At 61.8% G+C, this 24066-nt stretch carries 21 protein-coding genes; 15 read left to right on the top strand and 6 right to left on the bottom strand.

Annotated features, from left to right (window positions below):
- Positions 1–32 precede the first annotated feature (32 nt).
- The gene (locus ACOVRJ_RS01330; protein ID WP_422042105.1) at positions 33–2420 is read right to left on the bottom strand and encodes a catecholate siderophore receptor Fiu; all 2388 of its coding nucleotides are present in this window, start codon (positions 2418–2420) and stop codon (positions 33–35) included.
- A 408-nt stretch (positions 2421–2828) separates the two neighbouring features.
- Between ACOVRJ_RS01330 and ACOVRJ_RS01325 the strand changes: the two genes are divergently transcribed.
- Positions 2829–3599, top strand: a complete 771-nt coding sequence (locus ACOVRJ_RS01325) for a glutaminyl-peptide cyclotransferase (RefSeq protein WP_422042104.1) — start codon at positions 2829–2831, stop codon at positions 3597–3599.
- A 486-nt stretch (positions 3600–4085) separates the two neighbouring features.
- On the opposite strand, the gene ACOVRJ_RS01320 is transcribed toward ACOVRJ_RS01325, so the two are convergent.
- Entirely contained in the window at positions 4086–4577 is a 492-nt protein-coding gene (locus tag ACOVRJ_RS01320; protein WP_422042103.1) for a hypothetical protein, read from the bottom strand.
- A 409-nt stretch (positions 4578–4986) separates the two neighbouring features.
- Between ACOVRJ_RS01320 and ACOVRJ_RS01315 the strand changes: the two genes are divergently transcribed.
- Positions 4987–5376 carry a hypothetical protein gene (locus tag ACOVRJ_RS01315; RefSeq protein WP_422042102.1) on the top strand — a complete coding sequence of 130 codons (390 nt, stop codon included), beginning with the start codon at positions 4987–4989 and terminating at the stop codon, positions 5374–5376.
- Between the two features lie 63 nt (positions 5377–5439).
- Here ACOVRJ_RS01315 and ACOVRJ_RS01310 read toward each other — a convergent pair whose 3' ends face one another.
- A complete protein-coding gene (locus ACOVRJ_RS01310) occupies positions 5440–5916 on the bottom strand; it encodes a YciI family protein (protein ID WP_422042101.1) in 477 nt (158 codons plus the stop codon).
- Between the two features lie 158 nt (positions 5917–6074).
- On the opposite strand from ACOVRJ_RS01310, the gene ACOVRJ_RS01305 reads away from it, so the two are divergent.
- Positions 6075–6452, top strand: coding sequence for an ankyrin repeat domain-containing protein (locus ACOVRJ_RS01305; protein WP_422042100.1), 378 nt, complete (start codon positions 6075–6077; stop codon positions 6450–6452).
- A gap of 50 nt (positions 6453–6502) precedes the next feature.
- Here the strand turns inward: ACOVRJ_RS01305 and ACOVRJ_RS01300 are convergent, their stop codons facing one another.
- A complete protein-coding gene (locus ACOVRJ_RS01300; RefSeq protein WP_422042099.1) occupies positions 6503–7141 on the bottom strand; it encodes a 3-oxoacid CoA-transferase subunit B in 639 nt (212 codons plus the stop codon).
- A 77-nt stretch (positions 7142–7218) separates the two neighbouring features.
- A complete protein-coding gene (locus ACOVRJ_RS01295) occupies positions 7219–7914 on the bottom strand; it encodes a CoA transferase subunit A (RefSeq protein ID WP_422042098.1) in 696 nt (231 codons plus the stop codon).
- Positions 7915–8061: 147 nt separating this feature from the next.
- Between ACOVRJ_RS01295 and ACOVRJ_RS01290 the strand changes: the two genes are divergently transcribed.
- Genes ACOVRJ_RS01290 through ACOVRJ_RS01280 form a run of 3 tightly spaced genes read left to right on the top strand, consistent with a single transcriptional unit; the run spans position 8062 to position 11107 of the window.
- The gene (locus ACOVRJ_RS01290) at positions 8062–9300 is read left to right on the top strand and encodes a hypothetical protein (protein WP_422042097.1); all 1239 of its coding nucleotides are present in this window, start codon (positions 8062–8064) and stop codon (positions 9298–9300) included.
- Positions 9301–9316: 16 nt separating this feature from the next.
- The gene (locus ACOVRJ_RS01285; RefSeq protein ID WP_422042096.1) at positions 9317–10504 is read left to right on the top strand and encodes a substrate-binding periplasmic protein; all 1188 of its coding nucleotides are present in this window, start codon (positions 9317–9319) and stop codon (positions 10502–10504) included.
- 57 nt (positions 10505–10561) lie between these two features.
- Entirely contained in the window at positions 10562–11107 is a 546-nt protein-coding gene (locus tag ACOVRJ_RS01280) for a LuxR C-terminal-related transcriptional regulator (RefSeq protein WP_422042095.1), read from the top strand.
- 12 nt (positions 11108–11119) lie between these two features.
- On the opposite strand, the gene ACOVRJ_RS01275 is transcribed toward ACOVRJ_RS01280, so the two are convergent.
- Positions 11120–11338: a SlyX family protein gene (locus ACOVRJ_RS01275; RefSeq protein WP_422042094.1), complete on the bottom strand. Its 219-nt coding sequence runs from the start codon at positions 11336–11338 to the stop codon at positions 11120–11122.
- An 85-nt stretch (positions 11339–11423) separates the two neighbouring features.
- On the opposite strand from ACOVRJ_RS01275, the gene ACOVRJ_RS01270 reads away from it, so the two are divergent.
- The 9 genes from ACOVRJ_RS01270 to ACOVRJ_RS01230 all read left to right on the top strand — a co-directional run bounded on the left by ACOVRJ_RS01270 (position 11424) and on the right by ACOVRJ_RS01230 (position 24066).
- Positions 11424–12248 carry a sulfurtransferase gene (locus tag ACOVRJ_RS01270; protein WP_422042093.1) on the top strand — a complete coding sequence of 275 codons (825 nt, stop codon included), beginning with the start codon at positions 11424–11426 and terminating at the stop codon, positions 12246–12248.
- A complete protein-coding gene (locus ACOVRJ_RS01265; RefSeq protein ID WP_422042092.1) occupies positions 12245–13213 on the top strand; it encodes an alpha/beta fold hydrolase in 969 nt (322 codons plus the stop codon). Before ACOVRJ_RS01270 ends, ACOVRJ_RS01265 begins: the two co-directional genes overlap by 4 nt.
- Positions 13214–13284: 71 nt before the next feature.
- A complete protein-coding gene (locus tag ACOVRJ_RS01260; protein WP_422042091.1) occupies positions 13285–14070 on the top strand; it encodes a lysine/arginine/ornithine ABC transporter substrate-binding protein in 786 nt (261 codons plus the stop codon).
- 6 nt (positions 14071–14076) lie between these two features.
- A complete protein-coding gene (locus ACOVRJ_RS01255) occupies positions 14077–14781 on the top strand; it encodes an ABC transporter permease (protein WP_422042090.1) in 705 nt (234 codons plus the stop codon).
- Positions 14778–15473, top strand: coding sequence for an ABC transporter permease (locus ACOVRJ_RS01250; RefSeq protein ID WP_422042089.1), 696 nt, complete (start codon positions 14778–14780; stop codon positions 15471–15473). The genes ACOVRJ_RS01255 and ACOVRJ_RS01250 overlap by 4 nt, the downstream gene beginning before the upstream one ends.
- Positions 15446–16639, top strand: a complete 1194-nt coding sequence (locus ACOVRJ_RS01245) for a succinylglutamate desuccinylase/aspartoacylase family protein (protein ID WP_422042088.1) — start codon at positions 15446–15448, stop codon at positions 16637–16639. Before ACOVRJ_RS01250 ends, ACOVRJ_RS01245 begins: the two co-directional genes overlap by 28 nt.
- Before the next feature lie 12 nt (positions 16640–16651).
- Positions 16652–17422 (top strand): ABC transporter ATP-binding protein, encoded by a 771-nt coding sequence (locus ACOVRJ_RS01240; protein ID WP_263536806.1) that lies wholly within the window; start codon positions 16652–16654, stop codon positions 17420–17422.
- A 153-nt stretch (positions 17423–17575) separates the two neighbouring features.
- Positions 17576–19870, top strand: coding sequence for a CHASE domain-containing protein (locus ACOVRJ_RS01235; RefSeq protein WP_422042087.1), 2295 nt, complete (start codon positions 17576–17578; stop codon positions 19868–19870).
- 191 nt (positions 19871–20061) lie between these two features.
- The gene (locus tag ACOVRJ_RS01230; protein ID WP_422042086.1) at positions 20062–24066 is read left to right on the top strand and encodes a two-component regulator propeller domain-containing protein; all 4005 of its coding nucleotides are present in this window, start codon (positions 20062–20064) and stop codon (positions 24064–24066) included.

Here is a 24066-nt window from a genome sequence, read left to right as displayed (position 1 = left end):
CTCTTTACTTGCTCATTGCCTGACTGAACGGATCAATACTTGACGTTCAGCGACAAGCTGTAGCTGCGCGGCGCACCGACGGTGAAGCGGTTGCGACCACTGTTGACGGCGGCGAAGTAGAACTTGTCGGCCAGATTGGCGACGTTGAACTGCAGGCCGATCTGCTTGTTGATCTCATAAGCGGCCATGGCGTCAAACACCCAGTAGCTGGGGATGCCGTTGATGCCGCTCACGGGGGCTGCGCCGTTATTGACCTGGGTGGTCTGGCTGGCGGTGTAGCGTGCGCCGCCGCCCAGGCTCAAGCCTTGCAAGACGCCTTCGCTCAAGCGGTAGTTGACCCAGGAGGTGAAGCTCAGCTTGGGCGTGTAGACCAGCTCGGCGCCGGTTTGCACATCGGTTGCACCGGGAGCGACCACGGCCGCTTGGTTCACCTTGCTGTCCAGCCACACCAGGCCGGCTTGCAGCTGCAGATTGTTGGACACCGCGCCCGCCGCACCCAGCTCCAAGCCCTTGACGGTCTTCTTGCCGTACTGGGTCACTTCACCAGTCGCACTGGCGGCGCGCGCCAGCTCGTTCTTGTTCTCCGACTGGAACACAGCGGCGGTCAGCAGCAATTGCTTGTCCAGCAGATCCCATTTGGTGCCCAGCTCCAGATTGCTGGCTTCTTGCGGCTTCAGGTTCGGCGCATTGATGCTGACCGAATTGGTCGCGCCACTGGGCGCCGCACTGCTGAGAGTGAAGTTATCGCTGCCCGGCGGCTTCTGCGAGGTGGAGTAAGACAGATAGACGCTGCCGTTCTCGCTGGGCTTGTACAGCAGGCCCAGCTTGCCGCTGCTGAGGCTGTCGCTCTTGGCAAAGGTGGTCGAAGCGACCGCCGGTGTCGCGGGCGCCGCAATGCTGGTGAACTCGGTGCGATAGCGCTCAAAACGCAGGCCGGCGCTCAGTTGCAGGCTGGACGTGAGGTCCAGGGTGTCGAACACATAGGCGGCGGCCGTGGTGGTGCTGCCTTCGGTGCTGGCACCGGTACGCCTCAGCACGGCGAACTTGTCGCTGGTCTTGGGCGCATACAAATTGGCACGGTCGCCGTCGGTGTTGGTGTAGGTGAACCCGGCGGTGTTTTGCTGCTCATGCGTCAGCTCAATCCCGGTGCTGATGTTGTTCTTGATTCCCGCCACGGTGAAGCCGGTGCTCAGATTGGTTTGGTTGGCCAGGATCTGGTTGCGCTGGTCGCGACCAAATCGGGCACGACCCACCGTCCAGGTTTCGGGTTTGGCGGCATCACCAATGATGGCCCAATTGCCCGAGCTGAGGATGGTGTTGGTGAGGGCCAGGTCTTGCTGAGTGCGGCCCAAACGCGTGGTGTTGCGCAGCGTGCTGCCGGGGGCGAAGTCGTGCTCCAGTTGCACGGTCAGCATATCGGCTTTGGTGTTGTCAAAGTCACTCTTGCTGCCGTAGAAGTTGCTACGCGAGACAGGCTTGAGGTCCTTGGCAATCACTGCGCCCACCGGCGGTTTGGCCGTGGCGCCCGCCAGCGTCGGGAAGACTTCCGCGCTGGTGAAGCCCATCAGGCCCACACCAGGCACGCCGCCATCGGGGGTAGCGTCTTGGCTCACATGCAAATAGCTCAGCGTGGCGCGGGTCGCGGTGCCCAGGCCCAGGGTCAGAGTGGGCGCCACGCCCCAACGGTTGCGCTCGATCACATCGCGGCCGACCACATTGCCACGGTCGCTGAAGGCATTCAGGCGGAAAGCGGCGCCGGGCAGACCCAGGTCCAGCTTTTTGTTCAGATCGGCGCTCAGGCGTACGCGGCTGCCGCTGGAGACTTGGGCCGAACCTTCGGCAAAGTCACGCAGCTGCGCCTTCTTGCTGACCATATTGATATAGCCATTGGGCGAACCGCGGCCGTTGTCGGCGCCGCTTGGGCCCTTCACCACTTCCACCGCCTCCACATTGAAGGTGTCGCGGGTGATAGCGCCGAGATCGCGCACGCCGTCCACGAAGATATTGGCGCTGGCGTCAAAGCCGCGCATGAAGACGGTGTCGCCGGTGTTGGTGTTGCCGTTCTCCCCCAGGGTGAAGGTGATGCCGGGGGTGTTGCGCAGCGCTTCGCTCAGGGAGGCGGTGCCTTGTTGCTGCAGCAACTCCTTGTTGATGACGGTGATGGTCTGCGGTGTTTCCAGCAGCGGCTTGACGAATTTGGCGCTAGAAGCGGCCTCAGCCTTGAATTCGTTTTCGGTGATGGCTTTGGCCTTGGCGCGCACGATGGGCAAGGTTTCCTCGGCCTTCGCTGCGGCGGCTTGCTGCGCCATGGCGGCCATTGGCAGGCTCAGCGCCAAGGCAGACACTGCGGCGCTAACGCCAGACAAAGACGGAGACAGAGATTGAGACGCATGCTTGCGGCTCTTGATAAATGCGGACATGAGGTCGGATCCCGGCAAACGGATGAATAGAAAAAGCTTCGAGCGCTGGCACCTTGCGCGCCTTACCTGGGGACGACCTGGGTTGACTCTCTCGACAAGAGCTAAATAATAACCGTTCTCATTTACAAATCTAAGCGGGGCCGAGAAATTTGGGCGATCTGTAGCCGCTATGCATCACTGCCCGTTCATCAGCCAAGACCCGCGAACCTCAATTGGCCAGAGGCTGAACTGCGCCCTGCTTCAGTGATGGTGAAATACGCGCCGCTACGCCATCGTTTTGCACAAGCCCGGCTGCCCGCAGCCCCTGAATGGACGCCCCAATTGCGAGCTTTGATCAACCTGCCCCGCTTCACCGCGCGCCCATTGCGCCACTTGCGCCATCTAAGCGCCCAGCCCTGGAGGCTCAGCTTGGCATTCATCGCAGCCCTGCTGCTGCAAGCGCCGCCCGCGCAAGCTCAACGCGTGCGCTTACCGGTCTTTGACGCGGTGGTGGTCAACAGCTATCCACATGACCCGGACGCCTTCACCCAAGGCCTGCTGTTCCGCGACGGCGCGCTGTATGAAAGCACCGGGCTACACGGTCGCTCCTCGGTCCGCAAAGTGGCACTGGAGAGTGGCAAAGTGCTGCAAAAGGCCGACATCCCGCAGCAGTACTTTGGCGAAGGCATGACGGCGTGGAAAGACGAACTGTTCAGCCTGACCTGGCAGCAGCAAACCGGCTTTGTCTGGGACCTCAAGACCCTCAAACTCAAACGCCAATTCAGTTACAGCGGCGAAGGCTGGGGCCTGACCCATGATGGGCAGCATCTGATCCTGAGCGACGGCACGGCCACGCTGCGTTTCTTTGAGCCCGCCACGATGAAGGAAATCAAGCGCCTGCAAGTCCGCGCTCTGGGCCGACCGGTCGAGCAACTCAATGAATTGGAATGGGTGGAGGGCCAGATCTACGCCAATATCTGGAAGACCGACCTGATCGCCCGTATCGACCCGGTGTCGGGCCAGGTGCTAAGCCTGATCGACCTCAGCGGCTTGCTCAAACGCGCAGGCGCGGCCCGTGGCGGTGAAGACGTGCTCAACGGCATCGCCTATGACCCGGCCAAAAAACGCCTGTTTGTAACCGGCAAGCTCTGGCCCAAGCTGTTTGAGATACGGCTGGTACCGAGGCCGATGACGCAATAGCGAATGCCGCTGCACTCCATCGGCCTTGGGAACGGAAGCCCCCAAGCTTCTGGGCAGGCTGTGTTCTCGGTCGGCACCGGAAAGCTATTGACGCAGGCAAACAAGAACGCCGCATTCAGTGGGCGGTGCTGACACGTGAGATCGGCTTTGGTCCCGAGCATGTGCCGCCGGCTCCTCAATGCAAGCTGCCCGCGCTCAAGGAGGCGCAGCAAGCTTGTACTCGTTGATTCCAATTCAGATCGCAGACACACGTTCGTAGCAACAAAGCACAGGCTGAGCACGGACACAAGGAGTGCTGCGTGCGGCCTGTGCCTGGCGAAGGGGCAAGCCACTGGCTTGGCGCGGCCTGCAAAGCAGTTTGTAGATGTTCAGTCTGTTCCTCGTTGCGTTGCCGCTGTTCAGAACACAGGTCTAGAAATGAAAAAGACCCCGAAGGGTCAGGTTTTGCTATTGGAGCTGGAAATGGTGGGAGTCCTTGTAGACGGGTTAGACGTCACTGCCGACCCCGAGTAAAGGAATTTCATTCTTGAACTCGTTTTGAAGGCGAACTGAGTCGTAGTCATGGGCCACTCGGTCTGGACGCACAAGTATGTTTTCGCTATGTCCTTTGTGCCGATCGTCGACAAAGTCAAACCCGAGGCGAATCCACATGTTCCAAGATGCCTCATTCTTGGTAAGGCGTTGGCACCTGTCGATCAGCTCCTGCGTGACTAGTTCTGGCTTGAGGACCGAGCAAGAGATGCCGTCTGATGGCATGTAGTCCGTGATGAGATAGAAGTCACTGTCATCTGAAGACCCGATGCTGTAGCCAGCGGCTTCCAATTCGGCCTCCAGCTTATCAAGCAGGCGGAACCAGGCTTCTTGATGCTCGTTCGGATAGATCTTGTCTTGCTCGTCCGTATACGTCGGCTCAGGAAGTTGAATCTTCTCCGTGTCACCCATTAAGCACGACCCAAACGTGTACATGCCGATAGTCATATCGCTATGGGAGTTGGGGAACGAGATGCTGACTTGCAAGCTCCAGTTTGAATGGTGCATATGAGGTTCAAGCACGCTTCGAACCACACACCTCCCTACGTGCGGGACGTCTATGGCCGTACCCTCTGCGAGAGTCTGTGCGAGCCCTTGCATGAAGAACTCGCCGAAACGCGTGTATCGACTTGGCATGGTCTGTAGTGTGACGTCTAACGAGGCTGCCCAATAACCCGAAATCCACTGCCACCCTCACCCCGGCGGGCGACTGAAGGTTTGCGAAAGCGAGTGGCTGGGTTCATCGGTGAATTGAATCTGTGCGCCGTAGTTTCGACGCCTGAGCGATTGTGCCGCTTGTTGACCACGTTACTGCCCCCCCCCGGGCTTGCCCGAGCCCCGAATTCGGGAGCTCTCGATGTTATGCACCCTGCAGTACATCGATATTGACAATCCTGAGCGTGCTCAGCGCCTGGCCCGCTTGGCGTTGGACAAGCACCAAGGCGCACGAGCGTTGGGGGACCTTCGCGATCTCGCGTTCCACCGTCCAGGCCCGAGTGGGCAAGCCGACAAGCGCTTGTTTGAAAAGCCAGGCTTGCCAACGCCCATCGCGCACTCCCGGCAATGGCTGCAAACCGGGACGCTGGCCCTGGGGGAGCCGCAGTTCGATGCACCGGCCGGCATGATGATTCCCAGCGCGGGCGTCAGCAAGGATGAGATTCGCGCCTTCGCCATGGCCGACACCGCTGTCAAAAGCGGTTTACTGCGGGCAGAGATCAGGCCTTGCTTGATCCGCATGCGTCCATGAAACAGCACCAGGCCGCGTGAGTCAGCAACCGGCCCTCTTAAGCCAACACAGCCAAGCCGGCACTTAAAAGCTCTTTTTCGCCACCTTGGCATGCGCCGGGTTGACCAGCATCAGCGCGGCCGAGCCGTAGTACTTGTGATACTCGGCCACCATCTCGCCGCTGCTGATCACCGGGTCGGTAGCGGCCAGTTGCTTGGCTTCTTCAATGTCGGACACCGCCAGAATGAAGAGGCCACGCCAACCGTCCACGCCGTCAAAGGGCCCGGCCAGCGCCAGCTTACCCTCGGCTGCCAGGCGGTTGATATTGGCAAAATGCCCCTTGAACATCGCATCGCGCGCCGGCCCGGCGGCCATGGGCTTCGGCCCGGTCTTCAAGACCACCAGCACATACTTGCGCATGCCGTAATCGTCTGCGCCGACGGATTGAGCCAACTCGGCATCAAAGCTCGGCTGGGCTGGCAAAGCTTGCTGCGCAAAGGCAGGCACAACAGCTGACACAAGGCAAAGGGTCAGCGCTTTGAACAAGGACAGTCTTTGCATGGTGGCTCCAGAAGTTTGCTCAATGCTAAGGGAAGTCCTGCCAGCCAAGCGACCAACACAAGCGCAAGAACGCCGATCCATGTCGGGATTGGCCTAAGCCTGCTCCGCATGGAATGCCCTTACATTGCGCCCACAGACAGACAAAGCAGGTGGCACACATGGACGGCGGCAACTGGAAAGAGATGTTCAACGCGGCCTGCGAAGGCGATCTCGAATTGGTCCGCTACCACGTGGGGCGCGGCGTGGATGTCAACTACGCGCATCCCGAGTTTCTTTCCACGCCCTTGGTGGCCAGTGCTTTGGCGGGGCAAGAAGAAATTGCCTTGTTCTTGCTCGACGCCGGCGCCAACCCAGGCCTAGCGTCTGAGTTCGACGCATGCACGCCGCTACAGGCCGCACGCCAAGCCAAGCTCACGCTGCTGGCCGAGCGGTTGCTGCAAATGGGGGCGCAAGATGTGCCCCAAGAAAAAAGGGCCTCAGCGTGGAAGCTAGGCCCTTGGGTTCAGCGGATCTTTTCTGGCACTCGGTCCGTTTGAGGCGAGCACCGACCGAGGCGGTCAAAAATCAGATCGAGCTCAGATCAAACTCAGATCAACGTCACGCCGGTCTTGCTCTGCACTTCTTCGCGGGTCACGCCTTCGGCCAACTCAACCAGCTTGAGACCAGCAGGCGTCACGTCCATCACGGCCAAGTCGGTGATGATGCGATTCACCACACCCACGCCGGTCAGGGGCAAGGTGCAAGCAGGCAAGATCTTCATATCGGTGGTGCCGTCTTTCTTGCGCGCCACATGCTCCATCAGCACGATCACGCGTTTGACGCCGGCCACCAGGTCCATGGCGCCGCCCATGCCCTTGACCATCTTGCCAGGGATCATCCAGTTGGCCAGATCGCCCTTCTCGCTGACCTGCATGGCGCCCAAGATGCTCAGATTGATCTTGCCGCCGCGAATCATCGCGAAAGACTCGTGGCTGCCAAAAATCGACGAGCCTGCAATCGTAGTCACCGTTTGCTTGCCGGCGTTGATGAGGTCGGCGTCCACCTGATCTTCGGTCGGGAATGGGCCGATGCCCAGCATGCCGTTTTCGCTTTGCAGCCAGACTTCTTTGTCCGCCGGCACAAAGTTCGCCACCAGGGTCGGGATGCCGATGCCCAGGTTCACATAAAAGCCGTCTTCCAACTCTTGAGCGGCACGCGCCGCCATTTGGTCTTGTGTCCAGGCCATGATCTTCTCTCCAGGTCGTTGAGGGCTGCGGCGCTCGCTTCAGGCGGTGCGGCGCTGCCCCGCAAAATTATTGGGGCTTACTGCGAAATGGTGCGCTTCTCGATGCGCTTTTCAGGGTTCGCATTGACGACGATGCGATGCACATAAATGCCCGGCAGGTGCACGGCGTCGGGGTCGATCTCGCCCACTTCGACCAGATGCTCCACTTCCACCACGGTGATCTTGCCGGCCATGGCGGCGGCCGGGTTGAAGTTGCGAGCAGTGCGGCGGAAGACCAGATTGCCGCTCTTGTCGGCCTTCCAAGCCTTGACCAGGGCGACCTCGGGGCACAGTGCATGCTCCAGCACATAGGTGTGGCCATCGAACTCGCGCAGTTCCTTGCCCTCGGCCACGATGGTGCCCACGCCAGTGCGGGTGTAGAAGGCCGGGATGCCAGCGCCGCCGGCGCGCAGCTTCTCGGCCAGCGTGCCTTGCGGGGTGAATTCGAGTTGCAACTCGCCGGCCAGGTATTGGCGCTCGAACTCTTTGTTCTCGCCCACATAGCTGGAGATCATCTTCTTGATCTGGCGGGTTTCCAGCAATTGGCCAAGGCCAAAGCCGTCCACGCCGGCGTTGTTGGAGATGACCGTCAGGTCCTTGACCGCGCTGTCGCGCAGCGCGGCAATCAAAGCCTCGGGGATGCCGCAGAGGCCGAAACCGCCCACCGCCAGCAGTTGCCCGTCTTTGACGATGCCCTGAAGCGCTTCGGCCGCGCTGGGGAATACCTTGTTCATGCGTGAGTCTCCGTCAAACCAATCCAAGCGGCGAAGCGTACTACGTATCGCATTAAGTAGGGCTTACGTAGAATCGCCTAACGCGCCAACTCTGGCGTAGCAGAACACCTGTTTGAAAGGGTCGGGCGGCCGCGCCTGGAATTCGACATGGGAAGAGACCGACTGAATCGATCGCTGCTTCTTGGCGCCTGCCTGGCGGCCTGCACCGCGGCCCAGGCCCAAGACCTGCAATGGAGTGGTTTTGGCACGATCTCAAGCTACCGGGGCGACGATGCAGAGGCCGCCGTACGACCCCATGAGCGCGTCAAGAACGCCTCGCAAAAAGGGCAAGGGCGCTGGGACGGAGACACCGTCTTGGGAGCCCAGCTGCGCTGGCAGTTCCAACAGTCGCTGGAACTGGTCGGCCAGGTCCAGGTGCGCGACGATTTGGTGAACGGCTTCCGACCGTCTACTGAATGGGCCTATCTCGGATGGCGCCCCTCGCCCCACTGGTCGGTGCGCCTGGGTCGCCAACCGCTGCCGGTGTTTCTGCACTCGGAGACGCTGCGCGTGGGCTATGCACTGACACCGGTACGGCCGATGGCGGCGGTGTACGGCTTCAGTGGCAGTGAACCGGTGGACGGCATCAACGCCAGCCTGAGCAATCAAGCCTGGGGCGGCACCCTCAGCCTGGACCTGGGCACCGGTCAGAACCGGGTCACGCTGCCACGCGGCCAGGTCGATACCCAGGCCTTCGTGGCCAGCGCCTTGCGTTGGCAGAAAGAAGGTCTGTCATTGCGACTGGGTCTGGCCGCCTATCGTTTTTCATTGAAAGATCCGGCCTTGCAGACCCAGCTTGACGGGCTGAGCCAAGCCGGCAGCCTCTGCGGCAACTGTTCCCAAGTCCTGCCAGAACGGGCCCGCACCCAAGGTGTGGAGGGGCAGCTGATCAATCTGGGCCTGATTTGGGAGCATGGCGACTGGACCCTCAGTGCGGAGGCGATGAAACGCGGCGGCAGTTCGGTCTTTGCCGCCGAGCTGTATGGCTGGTATGCGCTGCTGTCGCACCGCTTCGGCACCCTCATGCCCTATGTTTCGGTGGGCAACTCGCGCAACAAGGAGGCGGCATTGGGCCTGCAAGCCAAGCTCGGCCTGCCGGCCGGCGTCCAACAGAGTTTGGACCAGTTGGATCGCAGCCTGCACCGCCCCTGGGGCCGACGCATTGAGCTGGCCGGCCTGCGCTGGGACTGGCATGAGCAGGCGGCACTGAAAGTGCAATACGAACGCTGGACCGGCTCGGGCGACAAGAGCACGCCTCGCAATGGCGAGATTCAGCTGAAGCCAGGCCATCCGCCCTGGGATGGGCGCGTCAGCCTGTTGAGTGTCAGCCTGGACTTTGTTTTTTGAGACCGGAGGAGCTGACATGCCTCAAAAACCCTCCCTCGGCCTCGGCCTCGTGCAACTGAGGGCGCTGATCAAGCCGCGGCGAACCCCGTTCTTGCGAACAAACGTTCGCGGCGCACTGCTTGTGATGGCAGCCGCAGGCAGCCTCGCTACCCAGGCACAAGAGCGCCCCACGCTGCAAGTGCTGGTCTCCAGTTCCTTGACGCCGCCCTTTGTGGTCTGGCGCGACAACCAAGCCGTGGGCGGCATCGATGTCGAGATCGCTCAAGCCCTGGCCGCGCTGCTCAAAACACGCGCCGAGTTCACGACGCTGCCTCGCTTGCGAGTGGAAGTGGCGCTGAAAAATGGCGAAGGCGATATCGCCTGCAATCTGAGTCCCTTGCTGGCGTCGAAGATCGAGTCACAGCCACAGCCACAGGCACAAAGCCCGGTTCTATTTGAGATTCAAGAGATGTTGGCCGGGCACAGCAAGTCGCCCGGCGTTGACACCCTGGAGCAACTTCCCCCAGGCACGGTGGTCGGCACCCTTCAAGGCCAGGCCTATCCGCTCATCGATGCACTGTTTTCGCAAGGGCGATTGAAGCGCGACGACGCGCTGGACGATGAGCGGCTGTTGCGCAAGCTGGCCAAGGAGCGCCACCCGTATGGCGTCAGCAGTCGCCACAGCTACGCGTGGTTCAGGGAGCAAGATGAGGCCGACACCGTGGCCTCCTGGCGATTGCCGGTGGGCAGCCGGCCCTACCGCTGCAGCTATTCGCCGAACAACCGCTTTGATCCGCACCAGTTGAACGCGGCGCTCGAGCAATTGCTGAGCAGCGGGCAGATCGACAAGATCATCAAGGCGCGCGCTCCCGCGCCGCTAGCGGTGGTGGTGTCGGTACAAAGCGGCCTGCGTCATGTCAGCCGATCGGCACTGACCGAGCTGTTCATGGGGCAACGCAGCTCCCTCGGTGAGCAAGGCAGCCACGAGCCGGTCCTCAGCACCGGCCCGGAGCGACAGCAGTTTTTCGACTCGGTGCTGCTGCGCAATCCGGCCCAGTACCGTTCCGCCTGGGCCGCCCAACAGTTCGGTGGCCGGCGCCGAGCGCCGCAGGAATTCAGCTCGGTCGACGCTTTGAAGAAGCACCTGCAACATCACGCCCAGGCGGTGGGGTTCATGCCACTGAATCTGGTGGACAGCTCCTTGCGCATCATCTACTTGCCCTGAGGGCGCTCACTCAGCGCCCCTGAACATCATGTCCCAGCCACTGCGGCCGCCCGCCTCATGAGCCTCGATTACCGCAGCGCCTTCGACCTGGCCCCCATCGGCCTGGTGATCTCGGCGCGCCGTTTGATCGTCGATTGCAACCAGCATCTGCTGGCCATGTTTGGCGCCAGCCGCGAACAACTGCTCGGGCAGAGCTTTGAAGTGCTCTACCCCAGCACGGCCGAGTTTGAACGCACCGGCGAGCGCATCGCCGCCCGACTCGGCGCCCATGGTTTCTATGCCGATGACCGGGTGATGAAACGGCTCGGCTCGGCGCAGCTGTTTTGGTGCCATGTGTCCGGGCGCGCTTTGAACCCGGCCGACCCGCATGCCGAAGGCATTTGGAGTTTTGAAGACTTGTCGGCCCACCGCCAGCTCACCGCCGACTTGACCGCGCGCGAGCGCGAGATCGCTGCCCTGCTGATCGAGGGGCTGACCAGCAAATTGATCGGTCGCCGCCTCGACATCAGCCCCCGCACCGTGGACGTCTACCGCGGCCGCTTGATGAAGAAATACGCCGCCGCCTCCACGCCCGAGCTGATCCACAAGCTGCTCAGCGCCTGAGTCCTGATGGCTTCAGTAATGCGGCGGCAGATCGTCGCGCAAGCTGCGAAACACCGGGCCACCAGCCTCTGGCTCCTGCTGCCGTAGCGCGGCCACGTCTCGCCGCAAGGCATCGATCTGGTCCTGTTGGCGGGTGATGATCTGGTTCAACTGGTCAAGCAGGTCTTCGCTGAACGAGGCCTTGATCTCCAACTCGATCAGGCGCTGTTCGGTGTCATGGGTGGAATTCATGCCCCGTATTGGACTTCATCTTGGGGGCCGCGCCGGGCGCGCGCGGGCTCTTGCCTACAATTCAGCCTGACCCCTGCCCAAAGACATGAACGCACCCCTCCCCGTCCTGAACATCTCGTCCTACAAGTTCGTCAGCCTGCCCGACTGCGCAGCGCTGCGCGAAACGCTCTACCAGCGCGCGCTGGATCTGGGGCTGAAGGGCACGGTGCTGCTGGCCGAAGAGGGCATCAACCTCTTCTTGGCCGGCAGCGGCGAAGCGGTGAACGCCTGGGTCGACGCACTGCGCCAAGACCCGCGCTTTGCCGATCTGGCACCCAAAGAGAGCTGGAGCGAGAGCACACCGTTTCGCAAGCTCTTGGTCAAGGTCAAGAACGAAATCATCCGCATGAACCACCCGGCGATCCGACCCGACGCGCAGCCGCGCGCGCCGGCCCTGCCCGCCGTGACGCTGGCCCGCTGGCTGGAACAAGGCCATGACGACGACGGCCGCCCGGTGGTGACGCTGGACACCCGAAATGCCTTCGAGGTGGACTACGGCACTTTTGAGGGTGCCATCGACTGGCGCATTGCCAAGTTCAGCGAGTTCCCCGAGGCGGTGCAAGCGCATCGCGAAGAGCTGATGGGCAAAACGGTAGTGAGCTTTTGCACCGGCGGCATCCGCTGTGAAAAGGCCGCCATTTACTTGCAACAGCAAGGCCTGGACGGCCCGGTCTATCAACTGGAAGGTGGCATCCTCAAGTACTTTGAGGAAACCGGCGGCCCGCACTACCAAGGCAGCTGCTTTGTTTTTGACGAGCGCGAAGCGCTGGACGCCGGCCTGCATGCCGCCACCGAAATTCATAGACCCGCCAGCGAGGCCCACCGGGCCAAGCCAGGGTCCATGGCCGAAAGCCAGGTCAAGATCGGATGAGCCAGACAAGTCTCACCGGGTCAGATTTGCTGCTGCGCCTGCTGGGCGTCTTGCTCCTGGCCGCGGCCCTGGGCTTTGCCGCCACCAAGGCGGAGGACCGAACGCTGGAAAGCCTCTTGCCCATGTGGGCGCCGCCCCCATCCGATTTCATTGATCTGAAGGGTCAGCTGTTGCATTTGCGCGACCAAGGCCCGGCCGGCGACCCGCTGCCCATCGTCTTGATTCACGGCACCTCGGCCAGTCTGCACACCTGGGAAGGCTGGGTGGCGGAACTGAGCAAAACACGCCGCGTCATCAGCTTCGACCTGCCGGGCTTTGGCCTGACCGGCCCGGCAATGAGCGGCGACTACAGCATCGAAGCCTACAGCGCCTTTGTCAGCCAGCTGTTGGCGCACTTGCAAGTGCAGCGCGCGGTGCTGGCTGGCAACTCGCTCGGCGGCGAGGTGGCGTGGACGGTAGCGGCCGACCGGCCCGATTTGGCCGCGGGCCTGATCCTGGTCGATGCCAGTGGCTACAACTTCAAGCCGGATGCCGTGCCGCTGGGCTTTTATCTGGCCCGTCTGCCGGGTGTCAGTTGGCTGAGCCAATACCTCTTGCCGCGCCAATTGGTGGCGAGCAGCGTGCGCAGCGTGTATGGCGACCCGGCCCGCGCCAGCCCCGAGCTGATCGACCGCTACTTCGAGTTGACCTTGCGCGCCGGCAACCGTGCGGCCCTGACCCAACGCCTGGTGCAGATGCAGTTCGGCAACCAGGTTGATCGACTCAAGCAATTGCGCCTGCCCACGCTGATTCTGTGGGGCGAACTTGATCGCCTGATCCCGCCGGTCAACGGCGAGGCTTTTGCGCGCGATATTGCCGGCAGCCAGTTGGTCACCCTGCCCGGCCTGGGCCATGTGCCGCATGAAGAAGACCCGGCGGCCAGCTTGGTGCCCGTGCAAGCGTTTCTGACTACGCTCAAACCCTAGGTACCGAGGTACCGCATCCATAGCAAGATGCTCGCTTCGGTTTCATTCCTCATCACTTCCCTGGAGATGCCATGCAAAAACGTCAACTGATTGCCCTGATCGCCCTCGGCTGCAGCGCCCTCGTCGCTCAAGCCCAGGCCCCCGAATGGAAAAAGATCCGCATTGGTGTTGAAGGCGCCTACCCTCCCTTCTCTGAAGTCGGCGCCGATGGCAAGCTCAAGGGCTTCGAAATCGACCTGGCCCTGGCCTATTGCGCCGAGATGAAGGCCGAATGCACCCTGGTGCAACAAGACTTCGACGGTTTGATCCCGGCCCTGCAGGCCAAGAAGGTGGACGCCATCATCGCCTCGGTGTCGATCACAGAAGAGCGCAAGAAGACCATCGCCTTCTCCAATGCCTACTACAACACGGCGGCACGCTTCGCCGGCAAGGCCGACGCCAAGCTGGACTTCTCGCCTGCCGGCCTGAAGGGCAAAAAGATTGGCGTGCAGCGCGCCACCATCCATGAAAAGTTTGCCGCAGCCGTGTTCAAGCAAAGCGAGATCGTTCGCTACGCCACCCAGGATCAGGCCTTTTTGGACCTGAAGTCCGGCCGTATCGAGCTGACGCTGGCCGACCTGGTGGCCATCGATCAAGGTTTTCTGAGCAAGCCCGAAGGCAAGGGCTTCGCCATGATCGGCCCCAACTACGATGACGTGAAGTACTTCGGCACCGGCTCCGGCGTGGGCATGCGCAAGGCCGATGAAAAGACCCTGGGCAAGAAGTTCAATGACGCAATTGCTGCGGTTGCCGCCAACGGCACCTTCAAAAAGCTCAATGACAAGTACTTCCCATACGACATCGCTCCGAAGAAATAAGACCTGATGGCTTTGCAAGGACCGTTGATTGACTTCCTGCCCAGCCTGCTGGAGGGCGCTGGGGTCACGCTGAGCGTGGCCCTGGCCTCTTTGGCCATGGCGATGACGCTGGGACTGATGGGCGCGATGGCCAAGCTGTCGAAGTGGCGTTTCGCCCGCGGCTTGGCCTATATCTACACCACGCTGATCCGCGGGGTGCCCGATCTGGTGCTGATGCTCTTGATCTTCTACGGCGGTCAAGTGGCGGTGAACACCCTCGCGACCAGCCTGGGTCACGACGAGTACATCGACATCAACCCCTACGTCGCCGGTGTGCTGACGATTGGCTTCATCTTCGGCGCCTATCTGACCGAAGCCTTCCGCGGTGCCTTCTTGGCCGTGCCGCCGGGGCAGCGCGAGGCCGGCCTGGCTTTTGGCTTGACGCCCTGGCAGATTGCCTGGCGCATCACCCTGCCGCAGATGTTTCGCCACGCCTTGCCGGGCCTGTCGAACAACTGGCTGGTGCTGATCAAGAGCACGGCCATTGTGTCGGTGATTGGCCTGTCTGACCTGATGACGCGCGGCCAACAAGCGGCCGGTTCCACCCGCGAGCCCTTTGTGTTTTATCTGGCCGTGGCCATGATTTATCTGCTCTTCACCACCGCCAGCGAGTTCCTCTTCAACTGGCTGGAGAAACGCTTCTCGACCGGCGTGCGAAAGAGTGCTTTATGAATTTCGAAGCCATTGTTGAGAACCTGCCGCTCTATCTAGACGGTGCGCTGGCGACGTTTCAGTTGCTGGTGATCTCGCTCGTGCTGGGCCTGTTGTTTGCCGTGCCGCTGGGCGTTTTGCGCAGCCTCAGCAGCGGCTGGGGACGCTGGGTTTCGCGCGCCATCTGGGTCTACACCTATGTGTTCCGTGGCACGCCGATGCTGGTGCAGCTGTTCCTGATTTATTACGGCCTGGCCCAGTTCGAAGCGGTGCGCGAAAGCGCGTTCTGGCCCTATTTGAGCTCGGCCTGGTTCTGCGCCTGCCTGAGCTTTGTGCTGAACACCTGCGCCTACACTACCGAGATCATTGCCGGCGCCATCAAGGCCCTGCCGGCCGGTGAGATCGAAGCCGCCAAGGCGATTGGCATGAGCCGCTGGGTAATGTTTCGCCGCATCATCTTGCCCTCGGCCCTGCGCCGCTCGCTGCCGGCTTACAGCAATGAAGCCATCTTCATGTTGCACGGCACCTCGCTGGCCAGCATCGTCACCATCCTGGATCTGACCGGCGCGGCCCGCCAGGTCAACTCGACCTATTACATCCCCTTCGAGGCCTTCATCACCGCGGCGGTCTTTTACTTCCTGATGACGCTGACCCTGGTGGGCCTGTTCCACAAGGCCGAGGCGCGTTGGCTCAAGCCCTTGATGCCGCGCTGAGTCTGAGTCCAGCCTCGCCCGACCCGATTCCTTTGCCGATGCACATTCACCACCACCCCCTGATCTCCCCCGCCCCCGGCACGCAGCGCGAACTGATCTCGCTGCACTACGGCAAGCCTGGCGGCAAAAAGGCCTATATCCAGGCCTCGCTGCATGCCGATGAATTGCCCGGCATGTTGGTGGCCCACCATCTGCGCCAAAGGCTGCAGGCGCTGGAGGAGGCTGGCCGGATAGCCGGAGAGATCATTCTGGTGCCGGTTGCCAACCCGATTGGCTTGTCGCAGTACGCGCTGCACATGCACCTGGGCCGATTTGAGTCCACCAGCGGTGAGAATTTCAACCGCCATTACCCGGACCAGATCGAAGCCGCCGCCTTGGCGGCTGAGGCCGAGCTGGGGCCAGACGCTGAAGCTAACGTCAAAATCTTGCGGCGCGAACTGGTCAAGGCCATCACGGCCGCACCGGTGGACACCGAGCTGAAGTCGCTGCGCCGCCTTTTGATGCTGATGTCTTGCGACGCCGACATCGTGCTCGATCTGCATTGCGATGCCCAGGCCGTCATGCACCTCTACACCGAGACGCCCTGCTGGCCGGAGTGCGAGGCGCTGGCCAACTATCTGGGCTCGCGCGTCACGCTCTTGGCGCAGGACTCGGGTGACAACCCCTTTGACGAAGCCTGCTCGCAGGTCTGGTGGAAATGGGACAAGCGCTTTTCGGAGCGTTTCCCCGGCCGCTTCCCCATCCCGCAAGCCTGCCTGGCCGTAACCGTGGAATTGCGCGGCGCCGCCGATGTGGAACATGGCCTGGCCGAGGCCGACGCGCAGAACATCATCGACTTCCTGAACTACCGTGGCCTGATCAGCGGCCCGGCCCCGGCCATGCCTGCCGCGGTGGGCGATGCCCGCCCGCTGGCCGGCTGCATGCCTATCAAGGCCGAAACCGCTGGCGTCTTGACCTTTTTGCGCCAAGCCGGCGAAACCGTGGCGGCCGGCGATGTGCTGGCCCATGTGATCTGCCCCTTCAGCGGCAGCGTCACTGAACTGAAAAGCCCGGTCGACGGCCTGTTCTTTGCGCGCGATTTCGTTCGCTTCGCCACCGCTGGCATGAAGATCGCCAAGGTCGCCGGCCTGCAAGCCACCCGCACCGGCAAATTGCTGGGCGCCTGAGAGAATTGAGCCATGTCTGAAGCCAGTTTGATTGTTGAAAACCTGCACAAGCGCTACGGTGAACGCGAGGTGCTCAAGGGCGTCTCGCTGTCGGCCAAGACCGGCGATGTGATCACCCTGATCGGCTCCAGCGGCTCGGGCAAGAGCACGTTTTTGCGCTGCCTGAATCTCTTGGAGCAGCCCTATGAAGGCCGCTTATCGCTGAACGGCGAAGAGCTCAAGCTGGTGCGAGACCGCGACGGCAGCCTCAAGTCCGCCGATGCCAAGCAGTTGCAGCACTGGCGCTCGCGCCTGGCCATGGTGTTCCAGAACTTCAATCTCTGGGGCCATCGCACGGTGATTGAGAACGTCATCGAGGCACCCATCCATGTGCTGGGCGTGCCTCGCGCCGAGGCCATCGCCAAGGCCGAGGCCTTGCTGGCCCGCGTCGGTGTCAGCCACCGAAAAGACGTCTACCCGGCCCAACTCTCCGGCGGCGAGCAGCAACGGGTGGCGATTGCGCGCGCCCTGGCGGTGGAACCCGAAGTGATGCTGTTTGACGAACCCACCTCGGCGCTGGACCCTGAGTTGGTCGGCGAAGTGCTGAAGGTGATGCGCGATCTGGCGGCCGAGGGCCGCACCATGATTGTCGTCACCCACGAAATGGGCTTTGCCCGCGAGGTCTCCAACTACACCTTGTTTCTGCACCAAGGTCGGGTCGAAGAAGAAGGCAATCCGCGTGAAGTGCTGCTGAAGCCGCAAAGCCAGCGACTGCAGCAGTTTTTGAGCGGCGGATTGAAGTAAGGCCGTCGGCAGCTGGGCCCCATCAACCGCAGCACATCGAGATAAGGCAGGGCCGTGAGGACTTCAAGCTCCAAGCCGAACACGGATCACAGCACTTCGCCTCGCGAGCTCCGTGACAGGCAAGGCAGGCGCCGTGCACTCCTGCTTGATGGGATGATTCTGAGTGCGGTCGCCCTGGTCGGCTTGGTGTTGAGCGCCTTCGCCTTCAAAGCCTTGCGAGATGCCGAGATGCGGCGTCAGGATGAGGCCTTCGCCGCGTCGACCGAGACCGTTTTGAACTCGCTCGAGCTTGAGCTGATCCGGGCTGCTGAGGCGACGCGCAACGGCGCCTTGATGTTGGAACAGCTGCCACAGCTTCAACGCGCCGATTTCAGCCGTTATGCGCAAAGCCTGGTGGGCAAGGTTCCCGCCATCCGGGTGCTGGAATGGCAGCCCTGGGTCAAGGGCAGCGAACGCGTTCAGTTCGAGCTCGACGCCCGAGCACAGGGTCTGAAGGACTACCGCGTGGTCGAGCCCGACGAAGCAGAGGGAACCTGGCGTGCTGCCCCGCCGCGTGATCAGTACCTGCCCATTCTGTTCGCCTGGCCCGAACAAGGCGCAGCACTGGGCTTTGATTTGGCCGCAGACACGGTGCGCATGGCGTCCAAACGGCAGGCTGGCGTCCTTGGCGAGCCGGTCGCTTCAGAGAGTTTCCGGGTCCTGCGCGGCGATATCCCCTCCTCCACCTCCTTTGGTCTGGCCATCACCGCTCCGGTGTATGCCGTCGCCCCGCCGAATTCTCCTGCGCCGGTGCTGAGGGGATTCTTGGCCGCCGTGATCGAGTTGCCACCGATCTTGCAACAAGCGGCGGAGCGCGCCAATGCGGCGCATCTTGACCTGCTCGTGTTCGACAAAGACATGTCGCTGAGCAAACCCATCTATGTCAGCATCGGCGCCAACAGTGATCTCCAGGCCCGTGTCGGGGAGGATGTGCACGACACTCATACCAGTGACCGGGTACGCAGCCTGTCGGTTTCACATCGGGAGTGGCACGTGGTGCTCCACCCCCGCCCCACCTTCTTCGCCGCTCAGCCGCCCAGTCTGGCCACCTGGGTCGGTGGCGCGGGTCTCTTGTGCACCCTGCTCTTGATGCTGGCGGCTCACCGCACCTTGCAAGATCGGAGCCGTGTGCTGAATGCCCGCCACCAACTGCTGGATGAGCGCCAACGCTTGCAAAACATCATCGACGGCACCGGTGCCGGCAGTTGGGAGTACAACTTTGAAACCGAGGAGTTTCGGGTCAATGAGCACTGGGCCGAAATTACCGGGGTGGATCGAGCTTTGTATGACGGCAAGCGCAGCTATCGCTGGCGCGAGGACTGCCACGCCGACGATTTGAATCCGGTTGAAGAGGCGCTGCTCAAGCATCTGCGCGCAGAGCTTCCTGCTTTTGTGGTCGAGTATCGGCGCCACCACGCCGATGGCCGCTGGATATGGGTGGCGGTACGTGGCAAGGTCTTGCAAAGAGACACACAGGGCCGAGCCCTGATCATCGCCGGCACAATGCTCGAAATCGAAGCCCGCAAGCAAGCCGAAGCGCGCATCCTTGAACTCAACGCCACGCTGGAGCAACGGGTGGCGGAGCGCAGTGCCGAGTTGGAAGAGGCCATGCACAAGCTGAGTCTGTCTCGCGAAGAACTGACCCGCAGTGAAGCCCGGGCGACCTTGAACACCCTGGCCGCGGGGGTCTCCCATGAGCTCAGCACACCGATGAGCAACAGCCTGATCAGCGCCAGCACCCTGGCTGCCTTGGCTCGCGAATTCCAGCAGTCGATGCAGGCTGGCGGCCTGCGGCGCTCCGAGTTGAATCAGTTTTTGGTGCAGATGATTGAAGGCAGCGAGTTGGCGGTGCGCAATCTGGAACGGGCAGCAGAACTCATCAAGAGTTTCAGGCAGGTAGCGACCGACCAGGCCAGCGAACAGCGCCGGACCTTCGACCTTCGCCAAGTTGTCGAAGAATTGCTCGATGCCTTGGCGCCAAGCCTGAGGCGCCAAGGCCACCAGATCCGACTGGAGATTCCCGAGGGCATGGCGCTTGACAGCTACCCCGGCCCGCTTGATCAGGTGCTGACCAATCTGATCAACAACGCCTATTTGCATGCCTTCGACGGCCTTGCCCAAGGAGGTGAGCTTCGTATCAGCGCCAGTTGGGCGGGCGATGCCCATGTGCAGATCAATTGCCAAGACAATGGTCGCGGCATGGATGAGGCCACCCAGGCCAAGCTCTTCACCCCGTTTTTCAGCACCAAGATGGGAAAAGGCGGCAGTGGGCTGGGCATGTCCATCGTCGACAACCTGGTCAACAAGACCTTAGGCGGCCACCTCCGGGTGGAATCGGCACCGGGTCAGGGCACCTTGGTCAGCATCATCTTGCCGGTGTCGGCTCCACTGCCCAAGCCCCAGCCATAGCCCCAGTCTTGGCCACGCCCGACCCAGAAAAAAGGGCGTTTTCTCCTGAGCTACCCTGTGCAGGACGCAGCAGGCTTGACCGATACTGCTGCTAGCGATCAAAAGGATCGCTCGCTTCAAGAGGGCTGCGATTGATGACTGGGTCCAGAGTCTGTCCGCCAAGAAGCCGCCTGCGCGAGCCAGATAGCGCCATGCCGACGAAGCCATGCCTTGCCGCGCGCCGCCCCCCTAGCCGCTTGCTTGCTTGGGCGCTTTGGGCCTTCTTGTCTTTGAGCTTGCTCTGGCCCACGGCCAGCACGGCCAGTGCCTTGAGCAGCTTGCGCTTCACCCATCTGGGCATTGAAGAAGGCTTGCCCAGCCCTTATGTCCTGAGCAGCCTGCAAGACAGCCAAGGCATGATCTGGCTGGGCACGACCAACGGCCTGGCGCGTTATGACGGCCGGCGCGTCAAGACTTTCTTGCACAAGCCTCAAGCCCCCGATTCCCCCAGCCACTCGGTCATTCAGGCCTTGCTGGAGGACCCGCTGCGTCAGGTCATTTGGATGGGCGGCTTCGGGGGCTTGGACCGACTGGACTTGCGCACCGAACGCATCCAACGCCTGTCTGCCCCGACCGAACTGACCCACCGAGCCCGGCGTGTGGTCGGGCTGGCGCCAGCGACAGAGGGTCGCCTTTGGGTGGCCTTCTCGGGCGGTCTTTATTTGTATGACCCGGTGCAGGGATCGTTCACCCTGGGGCCACACAGCGGCAATGCCGAAGGGCGCAGCAATCCCTATTTCATCACCGCGATGTGCGCAGACGGCGCCAGCGGCGTTTGGGTGGCGCGAAATGACCACATCTCGCACATCAAAGCCGGGCCAAAGGCCTACTCACAAGGCTTGAGTTTCAAGACCGGCGATGGCCTCGGAGGTATGCAACTCCGCAGTGGCGAACGGTTCGTCAATCGCCTGGCCCTTGACGCCCAGGGCCGAGTTTGGGTCGGCTTAGGCGCCGGCCTGCAAACTTGGCGGGTCAAGGATGGCCGTGCCGAGCCCGACCCGCTCGCCAGCCAGTTGAATCTGCCGCGACAGATGGTGCACGCCCTGCTGCTGGACCAAGACGGCGCGATGTGGATCGGCATCGGCGAGTTGGCCGTCTTGCATCGCTGGCGAGAAGACTCCGAGCGCTTGGAAACCTTCGAGCATTTGCCGGGCGTCGCGGCCAGTTTGTCGAGCCAAACCTTGGCTTCGCTGATGCAGGACCGATCCGGCGTGCTGTGGGTGGGCAGCACCGAATCCGGCATCGATCTGGTCGATCTGCGTCGGCAAGGCTTCAGCAGCTATCTGAGCATTCCGGGAGATCCGCAGTCGCTCTCCTCTCCAGTGGTGATGGCGATCTTGCTGGACGGCACTGAGCACGCCTGGATCGGCAGTTATGGGGGTGGGCTGAACCGCCTGCATCTGCCCAGTGGGAAGGTGCAGCAAATCCCGTCAAAAGACATGCCCATCAGCCATGCCAAAGCCCTGCTGGCAGGTCCGGACGGTCAAATCTGGGTGGGCGGTGATCGGGGCTTGGTGCTTTACAAGCCTCAGCCGGGACAGCCAGCCAAGGTCGTGCTCTCCGATTCACAAACCTCCATCAGCGCCATCGTGCCGGATCAAGAGCGGCCCGGGGGCATTTGGGCCAGCAGTGCGTCTGGGCTGTACCGAATCGACGCTCAACTCCATATTCATCGCTATCAGGCCCAGCCCAAGCAGCCGGGAGCATTGATTCATCCCATCATCGACAGCTTGATGTGGGACCGGCAAGGCCGCCTGTGGATTGGCAGCAAGGAAGGCTTGCAGTGGTGGGATGCGGCCACGGACAGCTTTTCCGCTCCCGTCGCAGTAGAAGGCGCAGACGCAGACCTGCCCAGCCCAGCCATTCACGGCATGCGCCAAGACAGCCAAGGTCGCATCTGGCTGGCGACCGACCAAGGTCTGTACGAGTTGATCAACCGCCGCCCCAAGGAGAGAGGCGAGGTCAAGACCTGGTCCATGAAGTCCTGGCGCGGCATCCCCGGCATGCCGGTGGGCGGGTTTGAGGCCATTCAGGATGCCTTGAATGGAGAGCTTTGGTTGGCCAGCGAACGCGGCTTGACCCGGGTTCGACCGGCCGAGCGACAGGCGCGTTTTTTTGGCGGCCACGGTCAGTTCGATCGCGGCTTCAATTTCGCCGCCGCCAACCGCGGCCCGGACGGGGCGCTTTACTTCGGCGGCCCTGGGCTCTTGCGCTTTTGGCCGGAAAAACTGAAGGACAACCCGGCGGCGCCCAAGGTGATCCTGAGCGATCTCTTGATTCTCAATCGCTCTTTGCTGGAGGAGGCCCAGACCGAAGCCAGCACCTCCAGCAAAGAGAACAAGCCAAGCGGCAGCCATGCAAGCCTGGCTGATCTGGGCATCAACGGCCCTTTGCACTTGACCAAGTCGATCCGATTAAGTCCAAACGAAAACATGGTCAGCTTCGAGTTGGCAGCCCTGCACTTTGACCGCGTCAAGCTCAATCGTTATGCCTGGCAATTGGAAGGCTTTGATCGCGACTGGATCTATGGCCAGGGCTCTTTGGGCCTGGCCACCTACACCAATTTAGATCCCGGTCGCTACCGACTGAGGGCCAAGGCGGCCAATTCAGACGGCGTTTGGAGTGAGGCGCAAGACATACTCGTCATTGACGTGCTGCCGCCGTTTTGGCGCACCTGGTGGTGGCGAACGGGCTTGCTGCTCCTGCTCGGGCTGACCTTGGCTGGCGCCTATCGGCTGCGGGTGGCCGCCCTGCAAAGCGCCAAACACTTGCTGGAACAGGAGGTGGCGTCCCGCACCCATCAATTGGCCGATGAGAAACGAATCGCCTTTGCGCAACGTGAGGTTGCGGAGAAGGCGCGCAGAGACATCGCCTTGTTGAGTGAAATCGGGCGCCAGATCACCGCCTCCTTGGATCTGGCCGCGATCCAGCAAACGCTGTACAAGCATGTTCAGGAACTGGTGGATGCCTCGGTGTTTGGTGTCGGTTTGCTGGACCGAAGGGCACGCACGCTCAACTTCGACTTCGTCATGCAGCGGGGTCAGGCTTTCAAGCCCTACTGCCGCAGCCTGGATGACACCCATCAGCCCGCGGTGCGCTGCGCCCTGCAAGCACGGGAACTCTGTATCGCGGCTTTCAGTCATGACAACCGCGAACTGAGCACAAGCCCGGGCCGATCAGGACGAGTTCAATTGCTCGATGGTCAAGAGCCCGAGGCGGCTCGCTCGGGCATCTACATCCCCATGCTGCTGAAGGGCGAGGTGATTGGCGTCATCAGCCTGCTCAGCGAAAAGCCCGGGGCTTTCGGCCCGACGGAGTTGGACATCTTGCGCACCTTGGGGGCCTATGCGGCCGTGGCCATCGACAATGCCGAGGCCTACAAGCAGTTGCAACTGACCCAGTCCAAACTGGTGGAGCAGGAGAAACTCGCGGCTTTGGGCTCCTTGGTGGCCGGCGTCGCCCATGAGCTCAACACCCCACTGGGCAATAGCTTGCTGCTGGCCAGCACCTTGCGCGATGTCAGCAGCGAGTTTCTTCGTCGCACAGAAGAAGGCGCGCTGCGCCGCAAGGAGTTGGAGCAGTTTTGTCAGTCGAATGCCGAGTCGGCACTTTTGCTGGTGAACAGTCTGCAACAAGCCACCCACCTGATCAGCGGCTTCAAGCAATTGGCCGTGGATCAGACCTCGGAACAAAGGCGCAGCTTCGACTTGAGAACCCTGTGCGATGAGATCACGCTGACCTTGGGCAACCGCTTGCGTCAGGGTGATCATGAACTGAGGCTAGTGCTCGGCGCAGGCCTGCAGATGGACAGTTATCCCGGCCCCTTGGGGCAGGTCCTTTCCAATTTGATCATCAATGCTCTGGTGCATGGCTTGGAGGGACGGCGCCAGGGCCTGATGACGCTGCGCGCCCAAAAAATGGACGACGCATTGCTTCGAATCGAATTCAGCGACAACGGCTGCGGCATCAAGGCGGAACATCTGGGACGTGTTTTCGAGCCCTTCTTCACCACCAAGCTCGGTCAAGGCGGCAGCGGGTTGGGCCTGCACATCAGCTACAACATCGTCACCGGGATGCTGGGCGGCAGCATCGCCGTGAGCAGCGAACCGGGTGCAGGCACCTGCTTCACCTTGACCATCCCTTTTGTGGCAACTTAG

Source organism: Roseateles sp. (assembly GCF_049240545.1).
Lineage (GTDB): Bacteria > Pseudomonadota > Gammaproteobacteria > Burkholderiales > Burkholderiaceae_C > Paucibacter_A.
This window is presented reverse-complemented; position numbering and strand designations above follow the sequence as displayed.

Bases quoted from the DNA above. Each gene is read 5' to 3' on its own strand.
- ACOVRJ_RS01310 (WP_422042101.1), bottom strand. From the start codon at position 5,916: ATGCAAAGACTGTCCTTGTTCAAAGCGCTGACCCTTTGCCTTGTGTCA.
- ACOVRJ_RS01300 (WP_422042099.1), bottom strand. From the start codon at position 7,141: ATGGCCTGGACACAAGACCAAATGGCGGCGCGTGCCGCTCAAGAGTTG.
- ACOVRJ_RS01285 (WP_422042096.1), top strand. From the start codon at position 9,317: ATGCCTCAAAAACCCTCCCTCGGCCTCGGCCTCGTGCAACTGAGGGCG.
- ACOVRJ_RS01240 (WP_263536806.1), top strand. From the start codon at position 16,652: ATGTCTGAAGCCAGTTTGATTGTTGAAAACCTGCACAAGCGCTACGGT.
- ACOVRJ_RS01230 (WP_422042086.1), top strand. From the start codon at position 20,062: ATGCCGACGAAGCCATGCCTTGCCGCGCGCCGCCCCCCTAGCCGCTTG.
- ACOVRJ_RS01295 (WP_422042098.1), bottom strand. From the start codon at position 7,914: ATGAACAAGGTATTCCCCAGCGCGGCCGAAGCGCTTCAGGGCATCGTC.
- ACOVRJ_RS01270 (WP_422042093.1), top strand. From the start codon at position 11,424: ATGAACGCACCCCTCCCCGTCCTGAACATCTCGTCCTACAAGTTCGTC.
- ACOVRJ_RS01315 (WP_422042102.1), top strand. From the start codon at position 4,987: ATGTTATGCACCCTGCAGTACATCGATATTGACAATCCTGAGCGTGCT.
- ACOVRJ_RS01280 (WP_422042095.1), top strand. From the start codon at position 10,562: ATGAGCCTCGATTACCGCAGCGCCTTCGACCTGGCCCCCATCGGCCTG.
- ACOVRJ_RS01255 (WP_422042090.1), top strand. From the start codon at position 14,077: ATGGCTTTGCAAGGACCGTTGATTGACTTCCTGCCCAGCCTGCTGGAG.
- ACOVRJ_RS01250 (WP_422042089.1), top strand. From the start codon at position 14,778: ATGAATTTCGAAGCCATTGTTGAGAACCTGCCGCTCTATCTAGACGGT.
- ACOVRJ_RS01265 (WP_422042092.1), top strand. From the start codon at position 12,245: ATGAGCCAGACAAGTCTCACCGGGTCAGATTTGCTGCTGCGCCTGCTG.
- ACOVRJ_RS01305 (WP_422042100.1), top strand. From the start codon at position 6,075: ATGGACGGCGGCAACTGGAAAGAGATGTTCAACGCGGCCTGCGAAGGC.
- ACOVRJ_RS01260 (WP_422042091.1), top strand. From the start codon at position 13,285: ATGCAAAAACGTCAACTGATTGCCCTGATCGCCCTCGGCTGCAGCGCC.
- ACOVRJ_RS01275 (WP_422042094.1), bottom strand. From the start codon at position 11,338: ATGAATTCCACCCATGACACCGAACAGCGCCTGATCGAGTTGGAGATC.
- ACOVRJ_RS01330 (WP_422042105.1), bottom strand. From the start codon at position 2,420: ATGTCCGCATTTATCAAGAGCCGCAAGCATGCGTCTCAATCTCTGTCT.
- ACOVRJ_RS01320 (WP_422042103.1), bottom strand. From the start codon at position 4,577: ATGACTATCGGCATGTACACGTTTGGGTCGTGCTTAATGGGTGACACG.
- ACOVRJ_RS01235 (WP_422042087.1), top strand. From the start codon at position 17,576: ATGATTCTGAGTGCGGTCGCCCTGGTCGGCTTGGTGTTGAGCGCCTTC.
- ACOVRJ_RS01290 (WP_422042097.1), top strand. From the start codon at position 8,062: ATGGGAAGAGACCGACTGAATCGATCGCTGCTTCTTGGCGCCTGCCTG.